18 protein-coding genes are annotated in these 20124 nt (G+C 71.5%); 5 read left to right on the forward strand and 13 right to left on the reverse strand.

Features of this window, described 5'->3' with window-relative positions:
• The first annotated feature begins 25 nt into the window (after positions 1 to 25).
• On the forward strand, positions 26 to 643 hold the full coding sequence (locus ACTWPW_RS07960; RefSeq protein WP_443168309.1) for a class I SAM-dependent methyltransferase: 618 nt from the start codon (positions 26 to 28) through the stop codon (positions 641 to 643).
• A 74-nt stretch (positions 644 to 717) separates the two neighbouring features.
• On the opposite strand, the gene ACTWPW_RS07965 is transcribed toward ACTWPW_RS07960, so the two are convergent.
• The 5 genes from ACTWPW_RS07965 to ACTWPW_RS07985 form a co-directional block, all read right to left on the reverse strand.
• On the reverse strand, positions 718 to 1623 hold the full coding sequence (locus ACTWPW_RS07965; RefSeq protein ID WP_375115585.1) for a sugar phosphate isomerase/epimerase family protein: 906 nt from the start codon (positions 1621 to 1623) through the stop codon (positions 718 to 720).
• Positions 1620 to 2786: a dihydrodipicolinate synthase family protein gene (locus ACTWPW_RS07970; protein ID WP_443168310.1), complete on the reverse strand. Its 1167-nt coding sequence runs from the start codon at positions 2784 to 2786 to the stop codon at positions 1620 to 1622. The genes ACTWPW_RS07965 and ACTWPW_RS07970 overlap by 4 nt, the downstream gene beginning before the upstream one ends.
• Positions 2783 to 3928 (reverse strand): Gfo/Idh/MocA family protein, encoded by a 1146-nt coding sequence (locus tag ACTWPW_RS07975; RefSeq protein ID WP_364114954.1) that lies wholly within the window; start codon positions 3926 to 3928, stop codon positions 2783 to 2785. Before ACTWPW_RS07975 ends, ACTWPW_RS07970 begins: the two co-directional genes overlap by 4 nt.
• Before the next feature lie 126 nt (positions 3929 to 4054).
• Positions 4055 to 5281 (reverse strand): HRDC domain-containing protein, encoded by a 1227-nt coding sequence (locus ACTWPW_RS07980; RefSeq protein WP_375115583.1) that lies wholly within the window; start codon positions 5279 to 5281, stop codon positions 4055 to 4057.
• A gap of 45 nt (positions 5282 to 5326) precedes the next feature.
• Positions 5327 to 5923, reverse strand: coding sequence for a DUF3000 domain-containing protein (locus ACTWPW_RS07985; protein ID WP_375115582.1), 597 nt, complete (start codon positions 5921 to 5923; stop codon positions 5327 to 5329).
• Between the two features lie 565 nt (positions 5924 to 6488).
• Between ACTWPW_RS07985 and hemE the strand changes: the two genes are divergently transcribed.
• Positions 6489 to 7550 carry a uroporphyrinogen decarboxylase gene (gene hemE / locus ACTWPW_RS07990; protein ID WP_443168311.1) on the forward strand — a complete coding sequence of 354 codons (1062 nt, stop codon included), beginning with the start codon at positions 6489 to 6491 and terminating at the stop codon, positions 7548 to 7550.
• A gap of 12 nt (positions 7551 to 7562) precedes the next feature.
• Here the strand turns inward: hemE and ACTWPW_RS07995 are convergent, their stop codons facing one another.
• Positions 7563 to 8543: a DUF4349 domain-containing protein gene (locus tag ACTWPW_RS07995; RefSeq protein ID WP_443168312.1), complete on the reverse strand. Its 981-nt coding sequence runs from the start codon at positions 8541 to 8543 to the stop codon at positions 7563 to 7565.
• Between the two features lie 107 nt (positions 8544 to 8650).
• On the opposite strand from ACTWPW_RS07995, the gene hemG reads away from it, so the two are divergent.
• Entirely contained in the window at positions 8651 to 10054 is a 1404-nt protein-coding gene (gene hemG / locus ACTWPW_RS08000; RefSeq protein ID WP_443168313.1) for a protoporphyrinogen oxidase, read from the forward strand.
• Between the two features lie 5 nt (positions 10055 to 10059).
• Positions 10060 to 10761, forward strand: a complete 702-nt coding sequence (hemQ, locus tag ACTWPW_RS08005) for a hydrogen peroxide-dependent heme synthase (protein ID WP_375115578.1) — start codon at positions 10060 to 10062, stop codon at positions 10759 to 10761.
• A 31-nt stretch (positions 10762 to 10792) separates the two neighbouring features.
• Here hemQ and ACTWPW_RS08010 read toward each other — a convergent pair whose 3' ends face one another.
• Positions 10793 to 11491 carry an NADPH-dependent F420 reductase gene (locus ACTWPW_RS08010; RefSeq protein ID WP_443168314.1) on the reverse strand — a complete coding sequence of 233 codons (699 nt, stop codon included), beginning with the start codon at positions 11489 to 11491 and terminating at the stop codon, positions 10793 to 10795.
• Positions 11492 to 11525: 34 nt separating this feature from the next.
• Entirely contained in the window at positions 11526 to 12563 is a 1038-nt protein-coding gene (locus ACTWPW_RS08015; protein ID WP_443168315.1) for an LLM class flavin-dependent oxidoreductase, read from the reverse strand.
• A gap of 290 nt (positions 12564 to 12853) precedes the next feature.
• Here ACTWPW_RS08015 and ACTWPW_RS08020 point away from each other — a divergent pair, with 290 nt between their 5' ends.
• The gene (locus tag ACTWPW_RS08020) at positions 12854 to 13369 is read left to right on the forward strand and encodes a MarR family winged helix-turn-helix transcriptional regulator (protein ID WP_443168316.1); all 516 of its coding nucleotides are present in this window, start codon (positions 12854 to 12856) and stop codon (positions 13367 to 13369) included.
• 53 nt (positions 13370 to 13422) lie between these two features.
• Here the strand turns inward: ACTWPW_RS08020 and ACTWPW_RS08025 are convergent, their stop codons facing one another.
• From ACTWPW_RS08025 to ACTWPW_RS08045, 5 genes are all read right to left on the reverse strand, one after another.
• On the reverse strand, positions 13423 to 14862 hold the full coding sequence (locus tag ACTWPW_RS08025; protein WP_443168317.1) for a sensor histidine kinase: 1440 nt from the start codon (positions 14860 to 14862) through the stop codon (positions 13423 to 13425).
• A 143-nt stretch (positions 14863 to 15005) separates the two neighbouring features.
• Complete coding sequence (locus ACTWPW_RS08030) at positions 15006 to 16478, reverse strand: sensor histidine kinase (RefSeq protein ID WP_443168318.1); 1473 nt, start codon at positions 16476 to 16478, stop codon at positions 15006 to 15008.
• A 307-nt stretch (positions 16479 to 16785) separates the two neighbouring features.
• Positions 16786 to 17922 (reverse strand): ABC transporter permease, encoded by a 1137-nt coding sequence (locus ACTWPW_RS08035; RefSeq protein ID WP_443168319.1) that lies wholly within the window; start codon positions 17920 to 17922, stop codon positions 16786 to 16788.
• The gene (locus ACTWPW_RS08040; RefSeq protein WP_443168320.1) at positions 17919 to 19064 is read right to left on the reverse strand and encodes an ABC transporter permease; all 1146 of its coding nucleotides are present in this window, start codon (positions 19062 to 19064) and stop codon (positions 17919 to 17921) included. The genes ACTWPW_RS08035 and ACTWPW_RS08040 overlap by 4 nt, the downstream gene beginning before the upstream one ends.
• 1 nt (position 19065) lies before the next feature.
• On the reverse strand, positions 19066 to 20004 hold the full coding sequence (locus ACTWPW_RS08045) for an ATP-binding cassette domain-containing protein (protein WP_443168321.1): 939 nt from the start codon (positions 20002 to 20004) through the stop codon (positions 19066 to 19068).
• Positions 20005 to 20124 lie beyond the last annotated feature (120 nt).

Raw genomic sequence — 20124 nt, forward strand, 5'->3', positions numbered from 1 at the left:
ACGCCGCCGGCGCTATGGTGATCGAATGTCCGAGCCCTACTGGAACCACAACGTTCACTACCAGAGCCTGGTCATGAAGCTCGTGCCCCGGGGCTGCGGGCGGGCGCTCGACATCGGTTGCGGCGACGGGCTGCTGGCGAGCAAGCTGGCCGCCCGCGTACCGGACGTGACCGCCGCCGACCGGTCACCGGAGGCGGTCGCCCTGGCCTGCGAGCGCCACGGTCACCTGGACAACGTCTCCTTCGTGACGGCGGACTACCTCGACGACCCGCACGGCCTGCTCCCCGAGGGCAAGTACGACTTCATCAGCGCCGTCGCCGTCACCCACCACGCCGAGTTCCGGCAGTCCGCGCGGGCCCTGGCCCGGCTGCTGGCGCCGGGCGGGCGGCTGGTGGTCATCGGCCTGGCGTTGAACCGCTCGCCCAGCGACTGGGTCATCAGCGGCACCGCCCAGGTCGTCTCCCGCCTGCTGCAACTGCGGCACGGCCCCAAGAGCGGGCCGGGCCAGGCCGTGCCCGGCACGCCGCCCGTCCTGTCGTGGGCCGAGACCGGGCGGCTGGCCCGCGAGGAGCTGCCCGGCTGCCGCTACCGCCGCCTGCTGCTGCGCCGCTACCTGCTGGTCTGGGACCGGCCGGACCAGTGAGGGTGAGGGAAGGGAGCGGCGGGCTCGCGTGCGGGAGGGAGCGGCGGCGCGATCGCACGCCGCTCCGTCCGGGGTCACGCGGGCAGCACCACGTCCTCGTAGCGGGCTTTCATCGTGGCCACGACCTCGTCGGGGTCGGCGGCCCAGACGTCGGCGTTGAAGATCTCCACCTCGACGTCACCGGTGTACCCGGCCGCCTGGACCGCCCGCGTGATCGGCCGGAAGTCGATCACGCCGTCGCCCATCATGCCCCGCCCCAGCAGCACGTCCTCCGGCAGCGGGTGCAGGTAGTCGCACACCTGGTAGCCGGCGATCCGGCTCCCGGCCCGCGCGATGTCCTCGAACAACCGCGGGTCCCACCACACGTGGAACGTGTCGACCACCACGCCGACCTGCTCCTCCGGGTGGGCCAGGCTCAGCTCCAGCGCCTGCGCCAGCGTGGACAGCACCGCGCGGTCCGGGCAGTAGATCGGGTGCAGCGGCTCCAGGGCCAGCTTCACCCCCCGCTCACCGGCATAGGGCGCCAGCTCCGCCAGCGCCTCGGCCACCCGCTCCCGGGCCCCGGCCAGGTCGCGCGTGAAGCCGCCGGCCGGCCCCGCGGCGGGCAGCGCCTCTCCCGGCCGCACGCCGGGCAGGCCGCCCACCACCATCACCAGGCAGGCCGCCGCCAGCTCGGCCGCCTCGTCGATGGCCCGCCGGTTGTCCTCCAGCGCCCTGGCGAAGGCCGTACGGCCCTCCTCGCCGGGCAGCCCGCCCGCCGTCAGGAAGCCGCCCCGGCACAGCGACGACACCCGCAGCCCGGCCGACCGCACCAGCTTGACGCTCTCGGCGAGCCCCTGCTCGGCGACCTTCTCCCGCCACAGCCCGATCGACTCCAGGCCGTGCCGCACGCACCCGTCCACGGCCTCGGCCAGCGACCAGCGCCGGGTCGTCCACTGGTTCAGCGAGAGGCTGCCGCGTCCCGTGGTTCCCTCGCTCACAGCCCGTTCACCGCCAGCAGGGACTTCATGCGGCGCACGGCCAGCTCCTGGTCGGCCAGCAGCCCGGCCCGGTCGGCCAGGCGGAACACCTCCGACAGGTGGAGCAGCGAGCGGGCCGACTGGGCGCCGTTCACCATGGCGAACGCGTCCTGGTGACCGTTCAGCCAGGCCAGGAAGACGATGCCGGTCTTGTAGTTGTACGTGGGCGTCTCGAAGATCTTGCGCGACAGCGGCACGGTCGGGGCGAGGATCTCGTCGTACGAGGCCAGCAGCCGTTCCCGGTCCGCCTCGTCACGTGCCGCCTCGGCCGCGTCCAGCACCTGGAGCGCCGCCGCGGCCGCCGGGGCGATGGCGTCGAAGATGCCCAGCAGCGCGTGCGAGCCCGACCTGATCAGCGACGGGTAGTTGAAGTCGTCGCCCGTGTACAGCCTGACGCCCTCGGGCAGCGCCGCGCGCAGCCCGATCTCGTGCTCCTCGTCCAGCAGCGACACCTTCACGCCGTCCACCATCGCGGCGTGGGCGTGGATCAGCTCCAGGAACGACTCCGTGGCCGCCGCCACGTCGCGCGAGCCCCAGTAGCCGGCCAGGTTCGGGTCGAACATCTCGCCCAGCCAGTGCAGGATGACCGGGCGGTCGGCCAGGCCGAACAGTTTGCCGTACACCTGGTGGTAGTCGGCGGGGCCCGTGGCCACCCGGGCGAGCTGGCGGGAGGCCATGACGATCACGCCGGCGCCGGCGGACTGCACGGTCTCGATCTGCTCGGCGTACGCGGCGGTGATCGTGTTCAGGTCGCCGGCCCCGGGCGCGTGGTCGGTGCCCGCGCCGCAGGCCACCAGCGTCGCCGGGTCGCCGTACGAGCGGGCCTCCGCGGCGCTGCGCCGGATGAGCTCCTTGGTGGCCGCCCAGTCCAGGCCCATGTTGCGCTGGGCGGTGTCCATGGCGTCGGCGACGCGCAGGCCGTGCGACCACAGGTGGTGGCGGAAGCGCAGCGTGGCGTCCCAGTCGACGGCGGCGGGGGAGCCGGGCGTGTTGTCGCCCAGCGGGTCGGCCACGACGTGGGCGGCGGCGTACACGATGCGGCTCGACGCCGGCGTCCCGACGACCGGCCAGGTCGTCGGCTCGCTCAGGGTGTAGGCGCCGATGCCGGGAAGGTCGATCCTCACAGCCCGGGCACCTCGATCCTGCGGCCCTCGGCGTTCGAGCGCAGCCCCAGCTCGGCGAGCTGGACGCCGCGCGCGCCCGAGGCGAAGTCGTTCGGGAAGGGTGCGTCCTCCACCACGTGCCGGATGAACGCCTCCCACTGGATCTTGAACCCGTTGTCGAACTCCGCGTTGTCCGGCACCTCCTGCCAGCCGTCGCGGAAGCGCGCCGTGGCGGGCAGGTCCGGGTTCCAGACGGGCTTGGGGGTGGCCGAGCGGTGCTGGACGCGGCAGTTGCGCAGGCCCGCCACGGCGCTGCCGTGGGTGCCGTCCACCTGGAACTCCACCAGCTCGTCCCGGTTCACGCGGACGGTCCAGGAGGAGTTGATCTGGGCGACGATGCCGCCCTCCAGCTCGAAGATCCCGTACGCGGCGTCGTCGGCGGTGGCCTGGTACGTGTTCCCCTGCTCGTCGACGCGTGCCGGAATGTGCGTCACAGCCTGGGCGTAGACGGACTGGACCCGGCCGAACAAGTTCTCCATCACGTAGTGCCAGTGCGGGAACATGTCGAGCACGATGCCGCCGCCGTCCTCGGCCCGGTAGTTCCAGGACGGGCGCTGCGCCTCCTGCCAGTCGCCCTCGAACACCCAGTAGCCGAACTCGCCGCGCACCGACAGGATCCGGCCGAAGAAGCCGCCGTCGATCAGCCGCTTCAGCTTGAGCAGGCCGGGGAGGAAGAGCTTGTCCTGCACGACGCCGTTCTTGACGCCCTTGGCCGTGGCGGCCTCGGCCAGCGCGATGGCCTCCTGCGTCGACTCGGCCGTCGGCTTCTCGGCGTAGATGTGCTTGCCGGCCTCGATGGCCTTCAGCACGGCCTTCACCCGGGCGCTGGTGACCTGGGCGTCGAAGTAGATCAGGTTGTCGTCGTCGGCGAGGGCCGCGTCGAGGTCCGTGGTGAAATCCGAAATTCCATGCTTAGCGGCGATATCTGCAAGTTTGTCGGCATTGCGTCCGACCAGCACTGGCTTGAGGTTGATCCTGGAGCCGTCCGAGAGCGTCACACCGCCCTGCTCGTTGATGGCCAGGACGGAACGGACCAGATGCTGGCGGTAGCCCATCCGTCCGGTGACGCCGTTCATCACGACGCCGATGGTGCGCACGCTCATGAGGATCCCTTCAGGCAAAACATGGGGAAAGCGCTTTCCCGAACCGTACGGCCGGGCCACCGAGGGCGTCAAGTAGCGCGAACCTCAGGTGGGCCTCGACCGCGGGTGAGTGCACCCGGTGCGAGCCTAGAGCTCGCCGCGCATCTCCAGCCTGGCCAGGGCCTTGGCGATGGGATGGGCGGCCAGGGAGAGCTGCCACTCGCGGGCCCCGAGCTCGCGCAGCCGGGCGGTCACGCTCTCGTCGGTGATCTCCGCGGGCGGCTCCCAGGTGAGCCTGCGTACGGCGTCGGGCTGCAGCAGGTTCTCCGTCGGCATGTGGTGCTCGTCGGCCAGCGCGGCCACCACGGCGCGGGCCGCGGCCAGGCGCTTGGCGGCGGCCGGATCGCGGTCGGCCCAGCGGTTGGGCGGCGGCGGGCCGTCGCCGGGCGTGCTGGGCTGGGGCAGCTGGCCGTCGGGCAGGCCACGGGCCTTGGCCACCGCAGCGAGCCAGTCGCTCATGTGCCTGCGCGCACTTCTGCCAGTGAATGCCGAAATTTCGGTCAATGCCTTCTTGGTGCGGGGTCCCTCCAGCGCGGCGGTGACGATCGCCGCGTCGGGCAGCACCCGGCCGGGCGCGAGGTCGGCCTCGCGGGCGATCCGGTCGCGCATGGTCCACAGCTCGCGCACGATGGCCAGGGCGCGCACGTTGCGTACTTTGTGGATGCCCGAGGTGCGCCGCCAGGGGTCGGACCTGGGCGCGGGCGGCGGCGTGTTGAGCACGGCCGCGAACTCCTCGCGCGCCCACTCCAGCTTCCCGCTGTCGGTCAGCTCCTGGTGGAGCACGTCACGCAGCTCGACCAGGACCTCCACGTCGAGCGCGGCGTAGCGCAGCCAGTCTTCCGGCAGCGGCCTGGTGGACCAGTCGGCCGCCGAGTGGCCCTTCTCCAGCCGCAGCCCGAGCACGGTCTCGACCATCGTGCCGAGCCCCACCCGCTCGTAGCCGAGCAGCCGGCCGGCCAGCTCGGTGTCGAACATCTCGCGCGGCTTGAACCCGACCTCCATCAGGCACGGCAGATCCTGGGAGGCCGCGTGCAGCACGATCTCCGCCCCGGACACGGCCCGGTCGAGCCCGGACAGGTCGGGGCACCCGATCGGGTCGATCAGCGCGGTGCCCGCCCCCGCCCGGCGCAGCTGCACGAGGTAGGCGCGGTTGCCATAGCGGTAGCCGGACGCGCGCTCGGCGTCCACCGCGACGGGGCCGCTGCCCGCGGCGAACCTGTCCACCACCTCGGCCAGACCTGCGGCGTCGGCGACGACCGGAGGGATGCCCTCGCGTGGCTCGAGCAGCGGCTCCACAGTGCGTTCTTCTGTCATGAGTTCACCGACCTCATGACGCTGGTGCTGTCTTGACTGGTGCCCTCACTTCGTTCGGTCACTCTCCGGATCATCACGTCTGCGGGGCAGGGCGGCCACGTCGGGCGGGAGCGGCGGCATGCCCGCCGCCAGGCACATCAGGTCGCACCAGGCGGCGACATGGCCGGAGAGATCCTCCTGCGCGGGTGACCATGAGGCCCGCAGTTCGAGCTCGGTCGTGACCGGGTCGTCGGCCTTGTTGCCGAAGCCCTCGGACACGGCTCTTGTCACCGTACCGCCAGCGGCGGAGTAGTCGGCCTGATGCGCCTCCAGAGCCTCGGTCAGCCAGCTCCAGGCGACGGGCCCGAGCAGCGGGTCGGAGGTGATCTCCGGCTCCATGTCGGCCCGGACGTAGGCCACCAGCCGGAACGGGCCCTCCCAACCCCGCTGGCCCTCGGGGTCGTAGAGCAGGATCAGCCGGCCGACCGCGAGCTCGTCGTCGTCGCGGTAGACCGACGCGCCGATGGCGGCCGCGTAGGGGGCCAGCCGCTGCGGCGCGGGCAGGTCCTCGAGCTCGATCTCCGGCCTGACCTCGGTCCGCCGCAGGCTCTCCGCCGCGCGGGTGAACGCGGCGGGCGGCGGTGGCTGGTCACCGAGTGTCATAGCCGAAGCGTAGGTCGAAGACGGGCGGAAGGGGACCACGGGGGTGCTCATCCTTCGTGATCAAGCCGCTGCCGTAACCAGCTGGCGAACCGGGCGGGTGGACTCCGCGGCGCCGAGCAGGATCGCGTGGCCGCAGTCGGCGCAGGCCCACTCGGGGCACTCGCCCGGTTCGTGACCGTCGAGGCACGGCGGCTGCTCGAACGGCCGCTCACCGGCGCAGGAAGGGCAGTGCTCACTGCGGCGCTCTGGGGAACTCCACAACGCGGTCATCGCACGAGTCATCGAACCGGGGCCTTTCTTCGGGTCGTGGCTCCGACGTTGGCACGAGCCGCTGACAATTCCCCGCAACGCGCTCGGCGTGTCCCGAAAGTGGTCGCTGAATCGATGCCGCGCGGTGGCTTGGGGAACATTTGGCCCAGTCGAGACCGGCTCTCTGGGCGGGCATGGGGTGTGTTCGACCCGTGTGCGCTGCCGATGCCGAGCAGACCGGTAAACCTTCATCTGGCTATCTGATCATGATTTGGGGTATCCAATGCATCTTTTTCCGACACCTCGCACCGGTGTCATGACCGGCCCCCCTGCATGGCACCCTGGTGTGGTGAACCTCGCCGACTCAGCGTTCCTGCGTGCCTGCCGCCGCCAGCCCGTCCCGCACACCCCTGTCTGGTACATGCGACAGGCCGGGCGGTCACTGCCGGAATACCTGAAGGTCCGCGAGGGTGTGCCGATGCTCACCGCGTGCGCGACGCCCGACCTGATCGTCGAGATCACCATGCAGCCGGTCCGCCGCTACGGCGTCGACGCGGCCGTCTTCTTCAGTGACATCGTGGTCCCGCTCAAGGCCATCGGCATCGACCTCGACATCAAGCCGGGCGTCGGCCCGGTCGTGGCCGACCCCATCCGCGACGCCAAGGGCCTCGACGCGCTGCGCCCGCTGGAGCCCGGCGACGTGCCCTACGTCACCGAGTCCATCAGGGCGCTGACCGGCGAGCTCGGCGGCATCCCGCTGATCGGCTTCGCCGGGGCGCCGTTCACGCTCGGCTCCTATCTGATCGAGGGCGGCCCGTCGAAGAACCACGACCGCACCAAGGCCATGATGTACGGCGCCCCCGAGCTGTGGCACTCGCTGATGGAGCGGCTGTCGGACATCGTCCTTGAGCACCTGCGCATCCAGATCGCGGCCGGGGCCTCGGCGGTGCAGCTCTTCGACTCGTGGGTGGGGGCGGTGGCGCCGGACGACTACCGGGAGTTCATCCTGCCCCACACCCGCCGCATCTTCGAGGCCGTCGCGGGCGTGCCCCGCATCCACTTCGGCGTGGGCACCGGCGAGCTGCTCGGGGTGCTCGGCGAGGCCGGCGCCGACGTGGTGGGCGTGGACTGGCGGGTCCCGCTCGACGAGGCGGCCCGCCGGGTCGGCCCGGGCAGGGCGCTGCAGGGCAACCTGGACCCGGCGATCCTGCTGGCGCCGTGGGAGGTCGTCGAGCGCAAGGCCCGCGAGGTGCTGCGCCGGGGCGAGGCGGCCGAGGGTCACGTGTTCAACCTGGGGCACGGCGTGCTCCCCTCGACGGACCCCGACCAGCTCAAGCGCCTGACCGACCTGGTCCACGAGCACGGCCGCGCGAGCTGAGCGGCCGCGCGACTAGGCGGTCGTGGCCGGTTGCGTGCCGGGCTGCGCCGGAGGCGGACCGTGCGGCGTCGGACCGGGCGGAGGGGGCTGCGTCGGACGGGGCGGGCGCCTGCGGCGGTTCCGCCGTACGAGCCAGACGAACAGCACGATCAGCGGCGAGGAGAAGACCAGCCACGGCAGCAGCGCCCCGATCACGGTGAGCGCCACCTTCGTGAACGTGACCAAAGCCTGCCAGCCGGACTTCAGGCCGCCGAAGAAACCGGCCGGCTCCTCGGCCGGGTCCTCGACCACGGCGACGGGCCCCACCAGCCGCAGCGTCAGCGTGGCCATGGCGACCTGCGTGGCCAGCTCCTTCTGCTGCGCCTGCAACGACTCCAGATCGGACTCCCGGGCCGAGATCTCCCGCTCGACCTCCAGCACCTGCCCGATCGTGTCGGCCTTCTTCAGCAGCGCGCGCAGCGACTCCAGGGACTGCTGCGCCGACCTCAGCCGGCTCTCCACGTCGGCCACCTTCAGGGTGACGTCCTGGGTGCCCTGGTTCATCGACAGCTGCTTGCCCAGATCCTTGCCGAGCCGCCCCAGCATCTCCGAGTATTTCGGGGGCGGGATCTTGAAGACCAGCGTGGCGGTGTCCCGGGTGTCGCTGGCCGAGTTGGTCTCCTCCCGCGACAGGTAGCCGCCGGCCGCGGTGACGATCTGCTTGGCCTGCTGCACGGCCGTGCTCACCTGCTTGGCGCGTACGGTCATGGTCCCGGTGTAGATGACCTGCCGCTCCTGCTGGGTGACCTTGACGTTCGCGACGATGCCGTCCTTGCCCCGCGACAGCTGCTCCCTCTGGACGCTCTCCTCACGGGCGGCGCCGCCGGACTCGGCGGCCGGTGCGCCGGCCGAATCGGAGGTGCTGGAGTTGAGGGACCCGCCCCCGCCGCAGCCGGTGAGTAACAAGGCCGCGCAGGCCCCCGAGAGCGCGATGCCGTACCGGAATCTGGTCATGTCCATATGACGGCCTCAGGATCGTGCCGGTTTGATGGGATGAATCACGGTCCGGTCACATGCCCCGAACTGCTGCCCGACCCGCTGAGGCGGTAGCGTCAGGAGGCGTGGAAGGGAAACGGGCGCACGTGGTCGTCGTCGGCGCGGGGATCTCCGGCCTCGCCGCCGCGTGGTATCTCCGCCAGGGCGCGGGCGAGCGGGTCAAGGTGACGGTCCTCGAGGGCTCGCCGCGCATCGGCGGCAAGCTGTACACCTCGGAGGTCGCCGGGGTGAGCGTCGACGCGGGCGCCGAGGCCATGCTGGCCAGGCGGCCCGAGGGCAAAGACCTGGCCAGGGCGGTCGGGCTCGGCGACGACCTGGTCTTCCCCGGCACCGCGCGCTCGGCCGTCTACACCAGGGGCGCGCTGCGCCACCTGCCGAAGGGGCAGGTCATGGGCGTGCCCTCCGACCTGACCGAGCTGGCGAAGTCGGGGATCATCTCGCCCGGCGGCCTGCTGCGCGTGCCGCTCGACCAGATCCTGCCGCCGACGCTCGTGCGCACCGACGTGTCCGTGGCCGCCTACATCCGCGCCAGGATGGGCGCCGAGATCGTGGACCGGCTGGTCGAGCCGCTGCTCGGCGGCGTCTACGCGGGCCGGGCCGACATGCTGTCGCTGGAGGCCACGATGCCGCGCGTGGCGGCGGTGGCACGCTCCGAGCGCTCGCTGCTGAGCGCGGCCAGGCACCTCGTCGAGGAGACCCCGAAGGACGCCGGGCCGCTCTTCACGGCGCCGAAGAGCGGCGTCGGCGGCCTGCCCGAGGCGGTCGCCAAGGCGTCGGGAGCGGACGTCAGGACCGGCGTCACCGTACGCGAGCTGCACCGCACCGAGGCCGGCTGGCGGCTGGTCGCCGGGCCCGTGCCGAAGCCCGAGGTCATCGAGGCGGACGCGGTGATCGTGGCCACGCCCGGGGCCGCCTCCGCCAGGCTGCTCAAGGCCGAGGCGCCCAAGGCGGCGAGCGAGCTGGCCCGGATCCAGTACGCGAGCATGGCCGTCGTCACGCTGGCGTACCCGCTCGACGCCTTCCCCGAGCCGCCGGCCACCAGCGGCTACCTGGTGCCGCCGGTGGAGCGGCGGCCGGTCAAGGCGGTCACGTTCAGCTCGGTGAAGTGGCCCCACCTGACCAAGGAGCTGGTGATCCTGCGCTGCTCGATCGGCCGGCTGGGCGAGGAGCACCTGCTCCAGCGCGAGGACGCCGAGCTGGTCTCGCTGGCCATGGCCGAGATGGCCGACGTGATGGTCGCGCGCGGCCTGCCGGTCGACAGCCGGGTCACCCGCTGGGGCGGAGGGTTGCCGCAGTACAACGTGGGCCACCTCGACCGGGTGGCCAGGGTGCGCGCCGCCGTGGCCGTGCAGCCGGGGCTGGCCGTGTGCGGCGCGGCCTACGACGGCATCGGGATCCCCGCGTGCATCGGCACGGCCCGCACGGCCGCCGCCCGGATTCTGGACCACCTGGCTCTGAGAGGAGAATGAGCAGCATGACAGAGGGCGCAGCGCGGCCGAAGGCCCGCGATCTCAACCAGGTGATCCGTTACACGATGTGGTCGGTCTTCCAGGTGACCGAGCCGTGCCCGGGCAACCGCGACGACCTGGCGGCGGAGGTCCAGGAGCTGCTCGACCAGGCGGCCGGGAAGGACGTCGTGACCAGGGGGGTCTACGACGTCGCCGGGTTCCGGGCCGACGCCGACCTGATGTTCTGGTGGCACGCTCCCACGCCGGAGGACCTCCAGGACGTCTATGCCAGGTTCCGGCGCACCGAGCTGGGGCGGCACACCAGGCCCGTCTGGTCGGCGATGGCGCTGCACCGGCCGGCCGAGTTCAACAAGTCGCACGTCCCGGCCTTCCTCGCCGAGGAGGAGCCGCGGGCCTACGTGAGCGTCTACCCGTTCGTCCGCTCCCTTGAGTGGTACCTGCTGGAGGACTCCGAGCGGCGGGCGATGCTGGCCGAGCACGGTCGGATGGCGCGCGACTATCCCGACGTGCGGGCCAACACCGTGGCCTGCTTCTCGCTCAACGACTACGAGTGGATGCTGGCGTTCGAGGCAGACGAGCTGCACCGGATCGTCGACCTCATGCGTACGCTCCGGGGGGCGCAGGCCCGGCGGCACACCCGGGTGGAGATCCCGTTCTACACCGGGGCCCGCAAGCCCGTTCAGGAGCTGGTCGCCGCCCTGCCGTAGCCTTCGTCCGGCCGCGGCCCGGTGGCGACCCTCACGACAGGGCCCCGCCGCGCGCCTGGAGCACCGCGCGGCCGCGCGGTGACTCGGGGAAGCGGGCGAGCATGGCGCGCAGCTCGGCGGCGTCGACGTTCGCGCCGAACGGCTCGGTGCCCGGCTCCATGCGCACGCCCTCGGCGAGCGGCCCGGCGGTCACCGGGTCGAAGCCGAGCGCGTCCACGATCGAGGCGACGGTCGCCACGTCGCCGGGGTCGTCGCCGGCGACGGCGATCGCGCGGCGGCCGGGGGTGCCCGCGGGCCGGGCGCCGTCCTCGAGGTCGTGGTAGCCCATGTGGTTGAAAGCCTTGACGACCCGGGCTCCGGACAGGAACTCCTGGACGATCTCGCTGGAGGACACGCGCGGATCGGTGAGGTCGTCGCGCACGCCGTCGACCTCCCACCAGTAGTTCATCGCGTCGATCACGAGCTTGCCCCGCAGCGCCTCCGCCGGGACGTCGCGGTGCTTGCCGAGCGGCAGGGCGAGCACGGCCACGTCCGCCTGGGCCGCGGCCTCCGCCGCGGTCACCGGGATCGCGCCCGGCGTGACGACCTCGACGATGAGGGCGATCCGCGCGGGGGCGCCGGAGCCCGCGACGAGCACGCGGTAGCCGGCCGCGAGAGCCAGGCGGGCCAGGACGGTGCCGACCTTGCCGGCGCCGAGGATGCCGATGGTACGGACGTCGCCGGTGTTCATGACCGCTCCAGGGTGCTGGTGTACCGCATTCTCGTCACCGGCCCTCGGCGAGCATGTCGCGGACCATCGGGATCACCTTGCCGCCGTACAGCTCGACGGCCTTCAGCCGGGCGCCGGTCGACTGCGGGCCGGCGCTGTAGATGAGGTCGAACCGCCCGACGCCGAGGCGGCGGATCGCGCGCGCCATCTTGCGGGCGACGGTCTCGGGCGCGCCGATGTACAGGGAGCCGTGCTCGATCTCGGCCTCGAACTCGGCGCGGCGTACCGGCGGCCAGCCGCGCAACGCGCCGATCCGGTCGCGGATCAGCTTGAACCCCGGCCAGAACCTCTCCTTGGCCTCCTCGTCGGTGTCCGCGACGAAGCCCGGTGAGTGCATCCCGACGGGGTACGCCGTCGTGCCGAACTGGTCCGCGGCCCGCCGGTAGAGGTCCATGTGCGGGGCGAACCGGTCAGGGGCGCCGCCGATGATCGCCAACATGAGCGGCAGCCCGTAGCGGGCGGTGCGGACGACCGACTGGGGCGAACCGCCGACGCCGACCCACGTGCTCAGGCGCCCCGACTCGGTCTTGGGGAAGACGTCGGCGTTCTCGAGCGGGGCGCGTACGGTGCCGCTCCAGGTGACGGGCCGCTCGTCGAGCAGCTTGACGAAGAGCTCGATCTTCTCCTCGAACAACACGTCGTAGTCCGCGAGATCGTAGCCGAACAGCGGGAACGACTCCGTGAAGGAGCCGCGTCCGAGGATCACCTCGGCGCGGCCGCGCGAGAGCGCGTCGACGGTCGCGAAGCGCTGGAACACCCGGACCGGGTCGTCCGAGCTCAGCACCGTCACGCCGGAGGCGAGGCGGATGCGGGAGGTGCGCGTCGCGATGCCGGCGAGCACGGTCTCCGGGGTGGAGACCGAATATTCGGGGCGGTGGTGCTCGCCCAGGGCGATCACGTCGACGCCGAGCTCGTCGGCGATCAGCGCCTCGTCGAGGACCTGGCGGATCGCCGCGGCGTGGGAAACGGGGACTCCGGCGTCGTCCTCCGGCACGTCGCCGAAGGTGTCCAGCCCGAAGGTGATGTCGGTCATGGGGGTCTCTTTCGAGGGTGCGTGAGTTGTCGGGTGTCAGGCTCGGACCGGCTCGTCGAATCGGCTCAGCCGCAGGTCGGCGAGGAGCACCGGGGTGGCGTGGCCGCCGGGCTCCCGAACGAGTTGAGCCCCACCTCGAAGCGGGTGGGTTCGATCCTGGCGACGGTCACGATTCCTCCTGTTCCGACCGCGGACGTTGCGTCCCGTCACCCGATCGGAGATGATTGACATGTCAATTATGTTGCGGAAGTCGTTGACATGTCAATTACTCGTGAATGGAGGGGACGGCCGTGACGCAGCGCAGGCGACAGTTGCCGACGAGCGAGGAGCTACGGATCTGGCGGGACTTCATCGAGACCACCGAGTCCCTGCGCGCGGAGCTGGCCGCACGTCTCCAGAGCGAGTCGTCCATGTCGCCGGGCGACTACGCCGTCCTGCTCGCGCTGAGCGACGCGGACGGACGCGGGCTGCGCTCCTCCGAACTCGCCGCGACGATCGGCTGGGAGCGCAGCCGCCTGTCCCACCACCTCGGACGCATGGAACGGCGCGGGCTGGTGCGGCGCGAGAACTGCGCCACGGACAGCCGGGGGGCGGAGATCGTCCTCACCACCGAAGGCGCCGACGCCTTCCGCAAGGCCTCCATCCCGCACCTTCGCGCCATCCGCGAGCTCTTCGTCGACGCGCTGTCCCCCGACCAGATCACCGCGGCCGGCGACCTGGCCGCCACGCTGCGGAGCCGCCTCGACAAGGCGCGCGAACAGCCCCGGGCCCGTCCTCCGCGCGTCGAGGCGAATGAGAACTCATGAGCCGCATGCGGCATGCCCGGACGAGAGTGCCGGTGGACACCTCGGCAGGCGTCCTATGCGTCCTGGGCGGCCGATCCTTCGGGGCGGCTCGCCGCCTTCCCGTCCGCGGCCTGCGGCATGGCGGCCAGGGGGAGGCACAGGACGAACCGCGCGCCGGTGAAACTGTCCTCGATCTGGAGAGTGCCGCCGTGCGCCTGGGCGATCTGGCGGGCGATCGGCAGCCCCAGGCCGGTCCCGCCGGCACCTCTGTCGCGGGCGGTGTCCAGGCGGGCGAAGCGCTGGAAGACCAGTTCACGCTTGTCCACGTCGATGCCGGCCCCGTCGTCGAGCACCTCCAGCCGGGCGACGCCATGGGGGAACCGCAAGGTGTTCGGCTTGGCTCCGTGCTCGCGGCACACGCGGACGGTGACGGTGGAGGCGGCGTGCCGCTCGGCGTTGTCGAGGAGGTTGGCGAGCAGGCGGGAGAGCTGCGCCCTGTCGCCGGCCACCACCACGCCGGGCTCCAGGGCGTGGACGTACTCCTTGTGCGTGTCGTGCCGGCTCCTGAACTCTGCGCTCACGAACGCGGCCAGGTCGATCGGCTCGGAGTCCAGGGCCTGCCTCGCCTCCATCCGGGCCATGGTCAACAGGTCGCCCACGATCGCCTCGATCCGGTCCACGCTGCCCAGCACGGTGGTGCCCAGCCTGGACACGGTGGTCTCCTCGGGCGCGTACAGGGCGTCCTCGACCTCGGCGCGGATCGCCGCGATGGGGGTGCGCAGCTCGTGCGAGGCGTTCGAGGTGAAATGGCGCTGCTGGCTCATCGCGGCGTGCAGGCGCGCCAGGGTACGGTTCACGCTGTCGGCCAGGTCGTGGATCTCGTCGCGGCTCGGCGGATGGGGGACCCGCCGGTCCGGGCAGATCTCGCTGATCAGGTCGAGCTCGTTGCGGATGGCGGCCACCGGTTTGAGGGCGGCGGTGACGATCCGGTGGCCAAGGGCGGTGATCGCCGCGGCCATCAGCGCCGCGGCGCCGAGCACGGTCGCGGCCAGCCACGGGGTGACGTAGGGCGGGATCGTGGGACCCGAGCTGTAGACGGTCCAGTCCTGTCCCGCCCGGTAGGCCGACTGCGCGACCACGATGTTGCAGTCGTGGCCGGGCAAGCCCCCGCCGCAGACGATGCGGCTGGACATGGTCCTGCCGTCGGCGGTGAAACCGGCCATCACCGGTTTGCCGCGCAGCCGCGGTGACGCGGCGACGACCGTGCCCGCGGGGTCGACAACCTGTATGTTCCGGTCGGAATGCTCGACCAGGGGGACACTGACGTCGTTGTGCTCCACCTCGTGAGCCACTCGGCCACCGTCCGCGGCGATCTCGCTCATGCGGTCCGCCGTCACGTACCGGTGGATCGCCAGCATCACCGCCGCGCCCAGCATCGCCGACAGCAGCACCGCCACCGCGCCGGCGAAAACCGTGATGCGGGTGGTGATCGACCAATCTTGCCGAGCCTTCATGCGCCCAGTCGAGCACACGCGCCGTAGCGGAAGGCCAAACGCACGACTCGATTGACGGCATGATTGACGCCGATACCTCACCTGGACCTTTGATTCACGTCATTTCACCGCAAAGGTGTCGGCCGGGCCTGCCGGGTGTGCTGTCAGTCGCCGGACCGGTCCCCGGCCTCCTGGCCGGCGGGCAGGTCCCGCGCCGGTAGCCGTAGCACGAACCGTGCTCCGACCGGGGAGTCCTCCACGGTGAGGGACCCGCCGTGGGCCAGGGCCGTCTCCCGGCTGATGGCCAGCCCGAGCCCGCTGCCCCCCGGATCCAGGCGCTGCCCCTCCCGCAGCCGGACGAAGGCGTCGAAGACGCGCTCGCGATCCTCGGGCGCGACACCGGCCCCGTCGTCCTGCACGCTCACCACGGCCTGCCCGGCCACCTCTTCGACGGTGACCTCGATGTGGGACCGGGCGTGCCGTCGCGCGTTGGCCAGCAGATTGGTCAGCACCCGGCCCAGTTGCACCCGCGAGCACAGCACGGTCGGGCGGGCGCTCACCTGCAGCCGGATCCGGGTGCCGCCGGAGGGCAGACCGGCCACCTCTTCCTCCACCAGGTCGGCGAGGTCGAGCGGCTGGTACGCCGTGGGGCAGGCGTCCTTGACCCGCGTGTAGGCCAGCAGATCGTCGATGATCGCCTCAAGGCGTTCCGTGCTGCGCAGCGTACGCTGCAGGGCCGCGCGCGTGTCCACCTCGTCCGGATACAGCAGCGCCTCCTCCAGCTGGATGTGCTGCGCGGCGACCGGGGACCTCAGCTCGTGGGAGGCCAGGGAGGCGAACCGGCGCTGCGCCTTCACCGCCTTCTCCAGCCGATCGAGGTAGATGTTCGAGGTATGGGCGAACTCGGCGATCTCGTCGTTGCCCGGCGGCGTCGGCACCCGCAGGCTCAGGTCCGTCTCCGCGGCCTCGCGCATCTTCGTGCTGATCGCCCGCACCGGCTGCAGGGTCCGGCCCACCACCACCCAGGTGCTCCAGGCTGCCGTCGCGGAGGCGAACAGGATCGCGGTCGTGATGCCGGCCTCCAGATAGTGCATGGCCAGGGCGGGAGGCTCTTCCGCACCGGCGTAGATGTAGTGCGGCTGGCTGTTGAAGAGCAGGCGGGCGGCGCCGGCGTCGAACCGCAGGGCCGTGACCAGAATGCAACCGCCCCTGGCCCACGAGGGGCACATCGTGACGTCCTGTAGCCGGTCACCGGGGGGAGGGTGGACCATGGTCAGCGGCGGCTTGTCCGCCGCGGCCGGGTTGGCCGCCACCACCCGCCCCCGGGAGTCGACGAGCTGGAGGTATCTGGCGCGGATGCTCGGCCTGGGCGGCGGGATGTAGCCGGGCCGCATCTCGCTGGTCCAGTCGACGATGGCCAGGCGCAGGTCCTCGGCGATCTCCTCCGCCACGCTGGTGCGGATCTTGAGGGAGATGAGAGCACCGACCGCCGTGAGGACCATCAGGAACAGCGCTCCCACGGCGAGGGCGTAGCGCACCCGGATGGAGCGCGGGTACGACCGGCGCTGCCTGATGGCCTTCGGCCACATGCTGCCCTCCTTCTCCGCGACCCGCAGCACGTCGAGATCTGCCTGCATGGCCTGTCGGAAGAGCGATGCCCCGGGGTGAGAATCAGAGAGTGGTTCTGGAGCCGATGGTCTGCCGCCTGCTGCGAGCTCAAGCTGCGGATCGGTGACCGCCAAGGGGTGGCGGTCGATCATGTGGTCAAGGTGGTCGTGGCCGGCGTTGTGCACCCCCCACGAAGGCCATACGGTCACGGTATCCGCCGGTTTCCAGTTACATGCGAATATTTGTCCTAATATGACCGGTTTTGCAGGTGGCCATGGCAGTCACCAGGCCATTCACGGGAGCTTCCGTGGTGAGGTCGTGGGCCGGGTACAACGCCTAGCGGGTCAGGGCGGCGCGCAGGCGCCAGGTGCCCAGGGCGAAGAAGGCCGCGGCGAAGCAGGCCAGGACGCCGAGCTGCGGCAGGATGTCGGTGATCGTGCCGTTCCTGCGCAGCAGCTCGGCGAAGCCGTCCAGAGCCCACGCGTGCGGGGTGACGTGCGCGACCTGCCGCATCGTGTCGGGGAAGAAGTCGATGGGCACCATGGCGCCGCCGATCGCGCCCAGACCCAGGCCGAGCAGCAGGCCGAGGGAGACCGCCTGCTGCTCGGTACGCAGCGCGGCGCCGAGGAACATCGCCGCCCCGCCGCCCACCAGCGAGAACGCCAGCAGCAACGCGCCCGCGCCGAGCGGGTCCCCCCATCGCACGCCGAACAGCAGCCCCGATCCGAGCATGATGATCAGCCCCTGCGCCAGCGCCACCGCCACCCGTCCGGCCGCCTCGCCCAGCAGGATCGTGCCGCTCGACACCGGCGTTGCGTACATCCTGCGCGACAGCCCGAACCGCCGGGTCTCGATCAGTGCTGCCGCGCCGGTCAGCGAGGTGAGGAACGTGAACAGCAGGAGCTGCGAGGTCGCGGCGATGTCGAAGCTGGAGACGTTCTGCGGTACGGCGGCGTTGCCGGTCGTGGTGAACGAGACGGTGATGCCGGGCACGCTGACGAGCTCCGCCCGGCGCGCGAGCTCCTCGTAGGAGCCCTCGCGTACGTACGCCGCGGCCCTGGCGGGCATCGTGGCCTCGGACACCACGGACCTGACGGCGGTGCCGAGCTGCAGCGCGTCGGGGTCGTCGCGGCTCACGAAGCGCAGTTTGACCGGGGTGTAGGAGGCCAGGGCGCGGTCGTAGCCCGCGGGGATGAGCAGCGCCGCGGCGAGCCGCCCGCGCTCCACCCCGTCGCGGGCCTCGGCCTCGCTGCCGACCCGGACCACCTCCATCCGCCCCGTCGCCTCCAGGGCCGCCACCAGCCTGGCGGCCTCCAGGGTCGGCACGTCGGTGACGCCCAGCCGCGGGGTGAAGCCGGAGCCGAACGACAGGCCGAACACCATGATCAGCACGATCGGGAAGATGATCACGAAGAAGAAGTTGCTCCGGTCGCGGAAGAGCCGGATCAGGTTGACCCAGGCGATCGCCGTCATGGCCGCAACATCCTTCCCGCCCGCAGCAGCGCGATCCCGGTCGTGACGGCGGCGAAGCCCAGCAGCGCCAGAGTCGGCACGGCGGCCAGGACCGGTGGGTTCGCCCCGTGCAGGTCGGCCAGCCCCTCCAGGAACCAGCGGTGCGGGGTGATCATGCTCAGCACCGCGAACGCGCCGCCCATCTGCTGGACCGGGATGAACACGCCGCCCAGCACGCCGAGCAGCACCGCGACCACCGCCTGGACGTTCCCGGCCTGCTCGGCGGTGGTGGCCACGGTCGCCACCAGGGCCATCACCCCGGTGGCCGCCAGCACGCCCGCCACCACGAGCACCCCCACGCCGAGAGGCTCGCCCCACTGCGCGCCCAGCAGCAGGGTGGAGGCGACGACGAGCACCGCCATGCTCACCACGCCGACCACGATCCCGCCCAGCAGTTTGCCGAGGACGATCGTGTAGCGGGAGACGGGTGCGGCCAGCAGCCTGGCCAGCGTGCCGTCACGGCGCTCGTCCAGGATCGAGCTGAAGCCGAACTGCACGGTGAAGAACAGGAAGAACACCGCCATCCCGGCCGAGAAGCTCTCCGCCAGCGACAGCTGCCGCCGCTCCGCCGCGAGGTCCTCGACGGTGACCGGTACGGGCACCCGCAGGGCCTCCTCGGGCGTGCCGCCGCCCTTGGTCGCCAGCGCCACCCGCACATATCGGACGTCGGCCACGAACGACTCGGCCACCGAGCGGGCCACGAAGGAGCTGATCGCCGCGTCCGCGTCCCCGATCAGCCGCATGGAGGTGGCGTGCCCGCCCAGCACGGCCTGGCTGAAGCCGCCGGGGATGACGTACGCGGCGTCCGCCTCGCCCCGTTCGAGCAGGGCCAGCGCCTCCTGCTCGGTGCCGACCGTCCTGAGCCGGATGACGCCCTCCCGCTCCAGCGTGCCGAGCACCTGCTCGGTGAAGGCCGTCGCGATCTGTCCCCGGTCCTGGTCGGCCACCGCGAACGTGGGCGCCTCCTGGGTGTCGATGCCCTTGAAGACCAGGCTGAAGATGGCCGCCAGCCCGAACGGCACCACGATCGCCAGCAGGAACACCGACTTGTCCCGGACCCGCTGGCGCAGGTCCTTGGCGGTGATGAGCCACATCGCGCGCATGTCAGTCCCGTAGCGCCTTGCCGGTGAGGTGCAGGAAGACCGACTCGAGGTTCGGCTCGTGCACCTCCACCGTGCGTACGACCACGCCCGCCTCGGTGGCCGTCGCCAGGATCCGGGGCAGGGCCGCGCGCGCGTCCTCCACCATCACCTCGACGTGCCCCTCATGGCTGCTGGTCTTGCGCACCTCGGGCAGCGCCTCGAGCTCCGGTACGGCCTGACCGCCGTCGGTCGTCAGCGAGACGCGGTCCAGCTCGCCCACCAGGCCGACCAGCTCCCTCCGGGTGCCCTCGGCCCTGATCAGACCCAGGTCGATGATGCCGATGCGGTCGCAGAGGCGTTCGGCCTCCTCCATGTAGTGCGTGGTGTAGAGGATGGCGACGCCCTCGCCGGCCAGGGCGGAGACGCTCTCCAGGATCGCGTTGCGGCTCTGCGGGTCGACGCCGACGGTGGGCTCGTCGAGGATCAGCAGGGGAGGGCGGTGCAGGAGGCCCACGCCGATGTTGAGCCGGCGTTTCATGCCGCCCGAATACTCCTTGACCGGATCCTTGGCCCGGTCGGTCAGGCCGATGACGTCGAGTACCGCGTCGATCCGGGTGCGGGCCTCGGTGCGGCCCAGGCCGTACAGGCGGGCGAAGAAGCGCAGGTTCTCGCGGGCGCTGAGGTCGGGGTAGAGGGCCAGGTCCTGGGGGACGTAGCCGATCTGCTTCTTGCCCCACGTGCTGGTGGTGCCGTGGGGGCGGCCCGAGATGAGCACGTCGCCGCCGTCGCGGTCGAGGATGCCGGCGATCATCGAGATCGTCGTGGTCTTTCCCGCGCCGTTGGGGCCGAGGAGGCCGTAGGTTTCGCCGGCTTCGATGGTGAAGCTGACGTCGTCGACCGCCACGAGGTCGCCGAACGTCTTTCGTAAATTCTGACATTTCAGGATCTCGTCCTGGGCCACCCTCGCAGTGTGCTGGTCCGGATCAAGGAAGAGCAAGACCTAAGTGGGCGATCCACTGAATTGATCTATCCCCTTTGTCACAATCAGGGGAAATCTCTTGTTCGTTGGGCGTTCGCGGGG

It is taken from the genome of Nonomuraea sp. KM90 (genome assembly GCF_052246675.1).
Lineage (GTDB): Bacteria > Actinomycetota > Actinomycetes > Streptosporangiales > Streptosporangiaceae > Nonomuraea.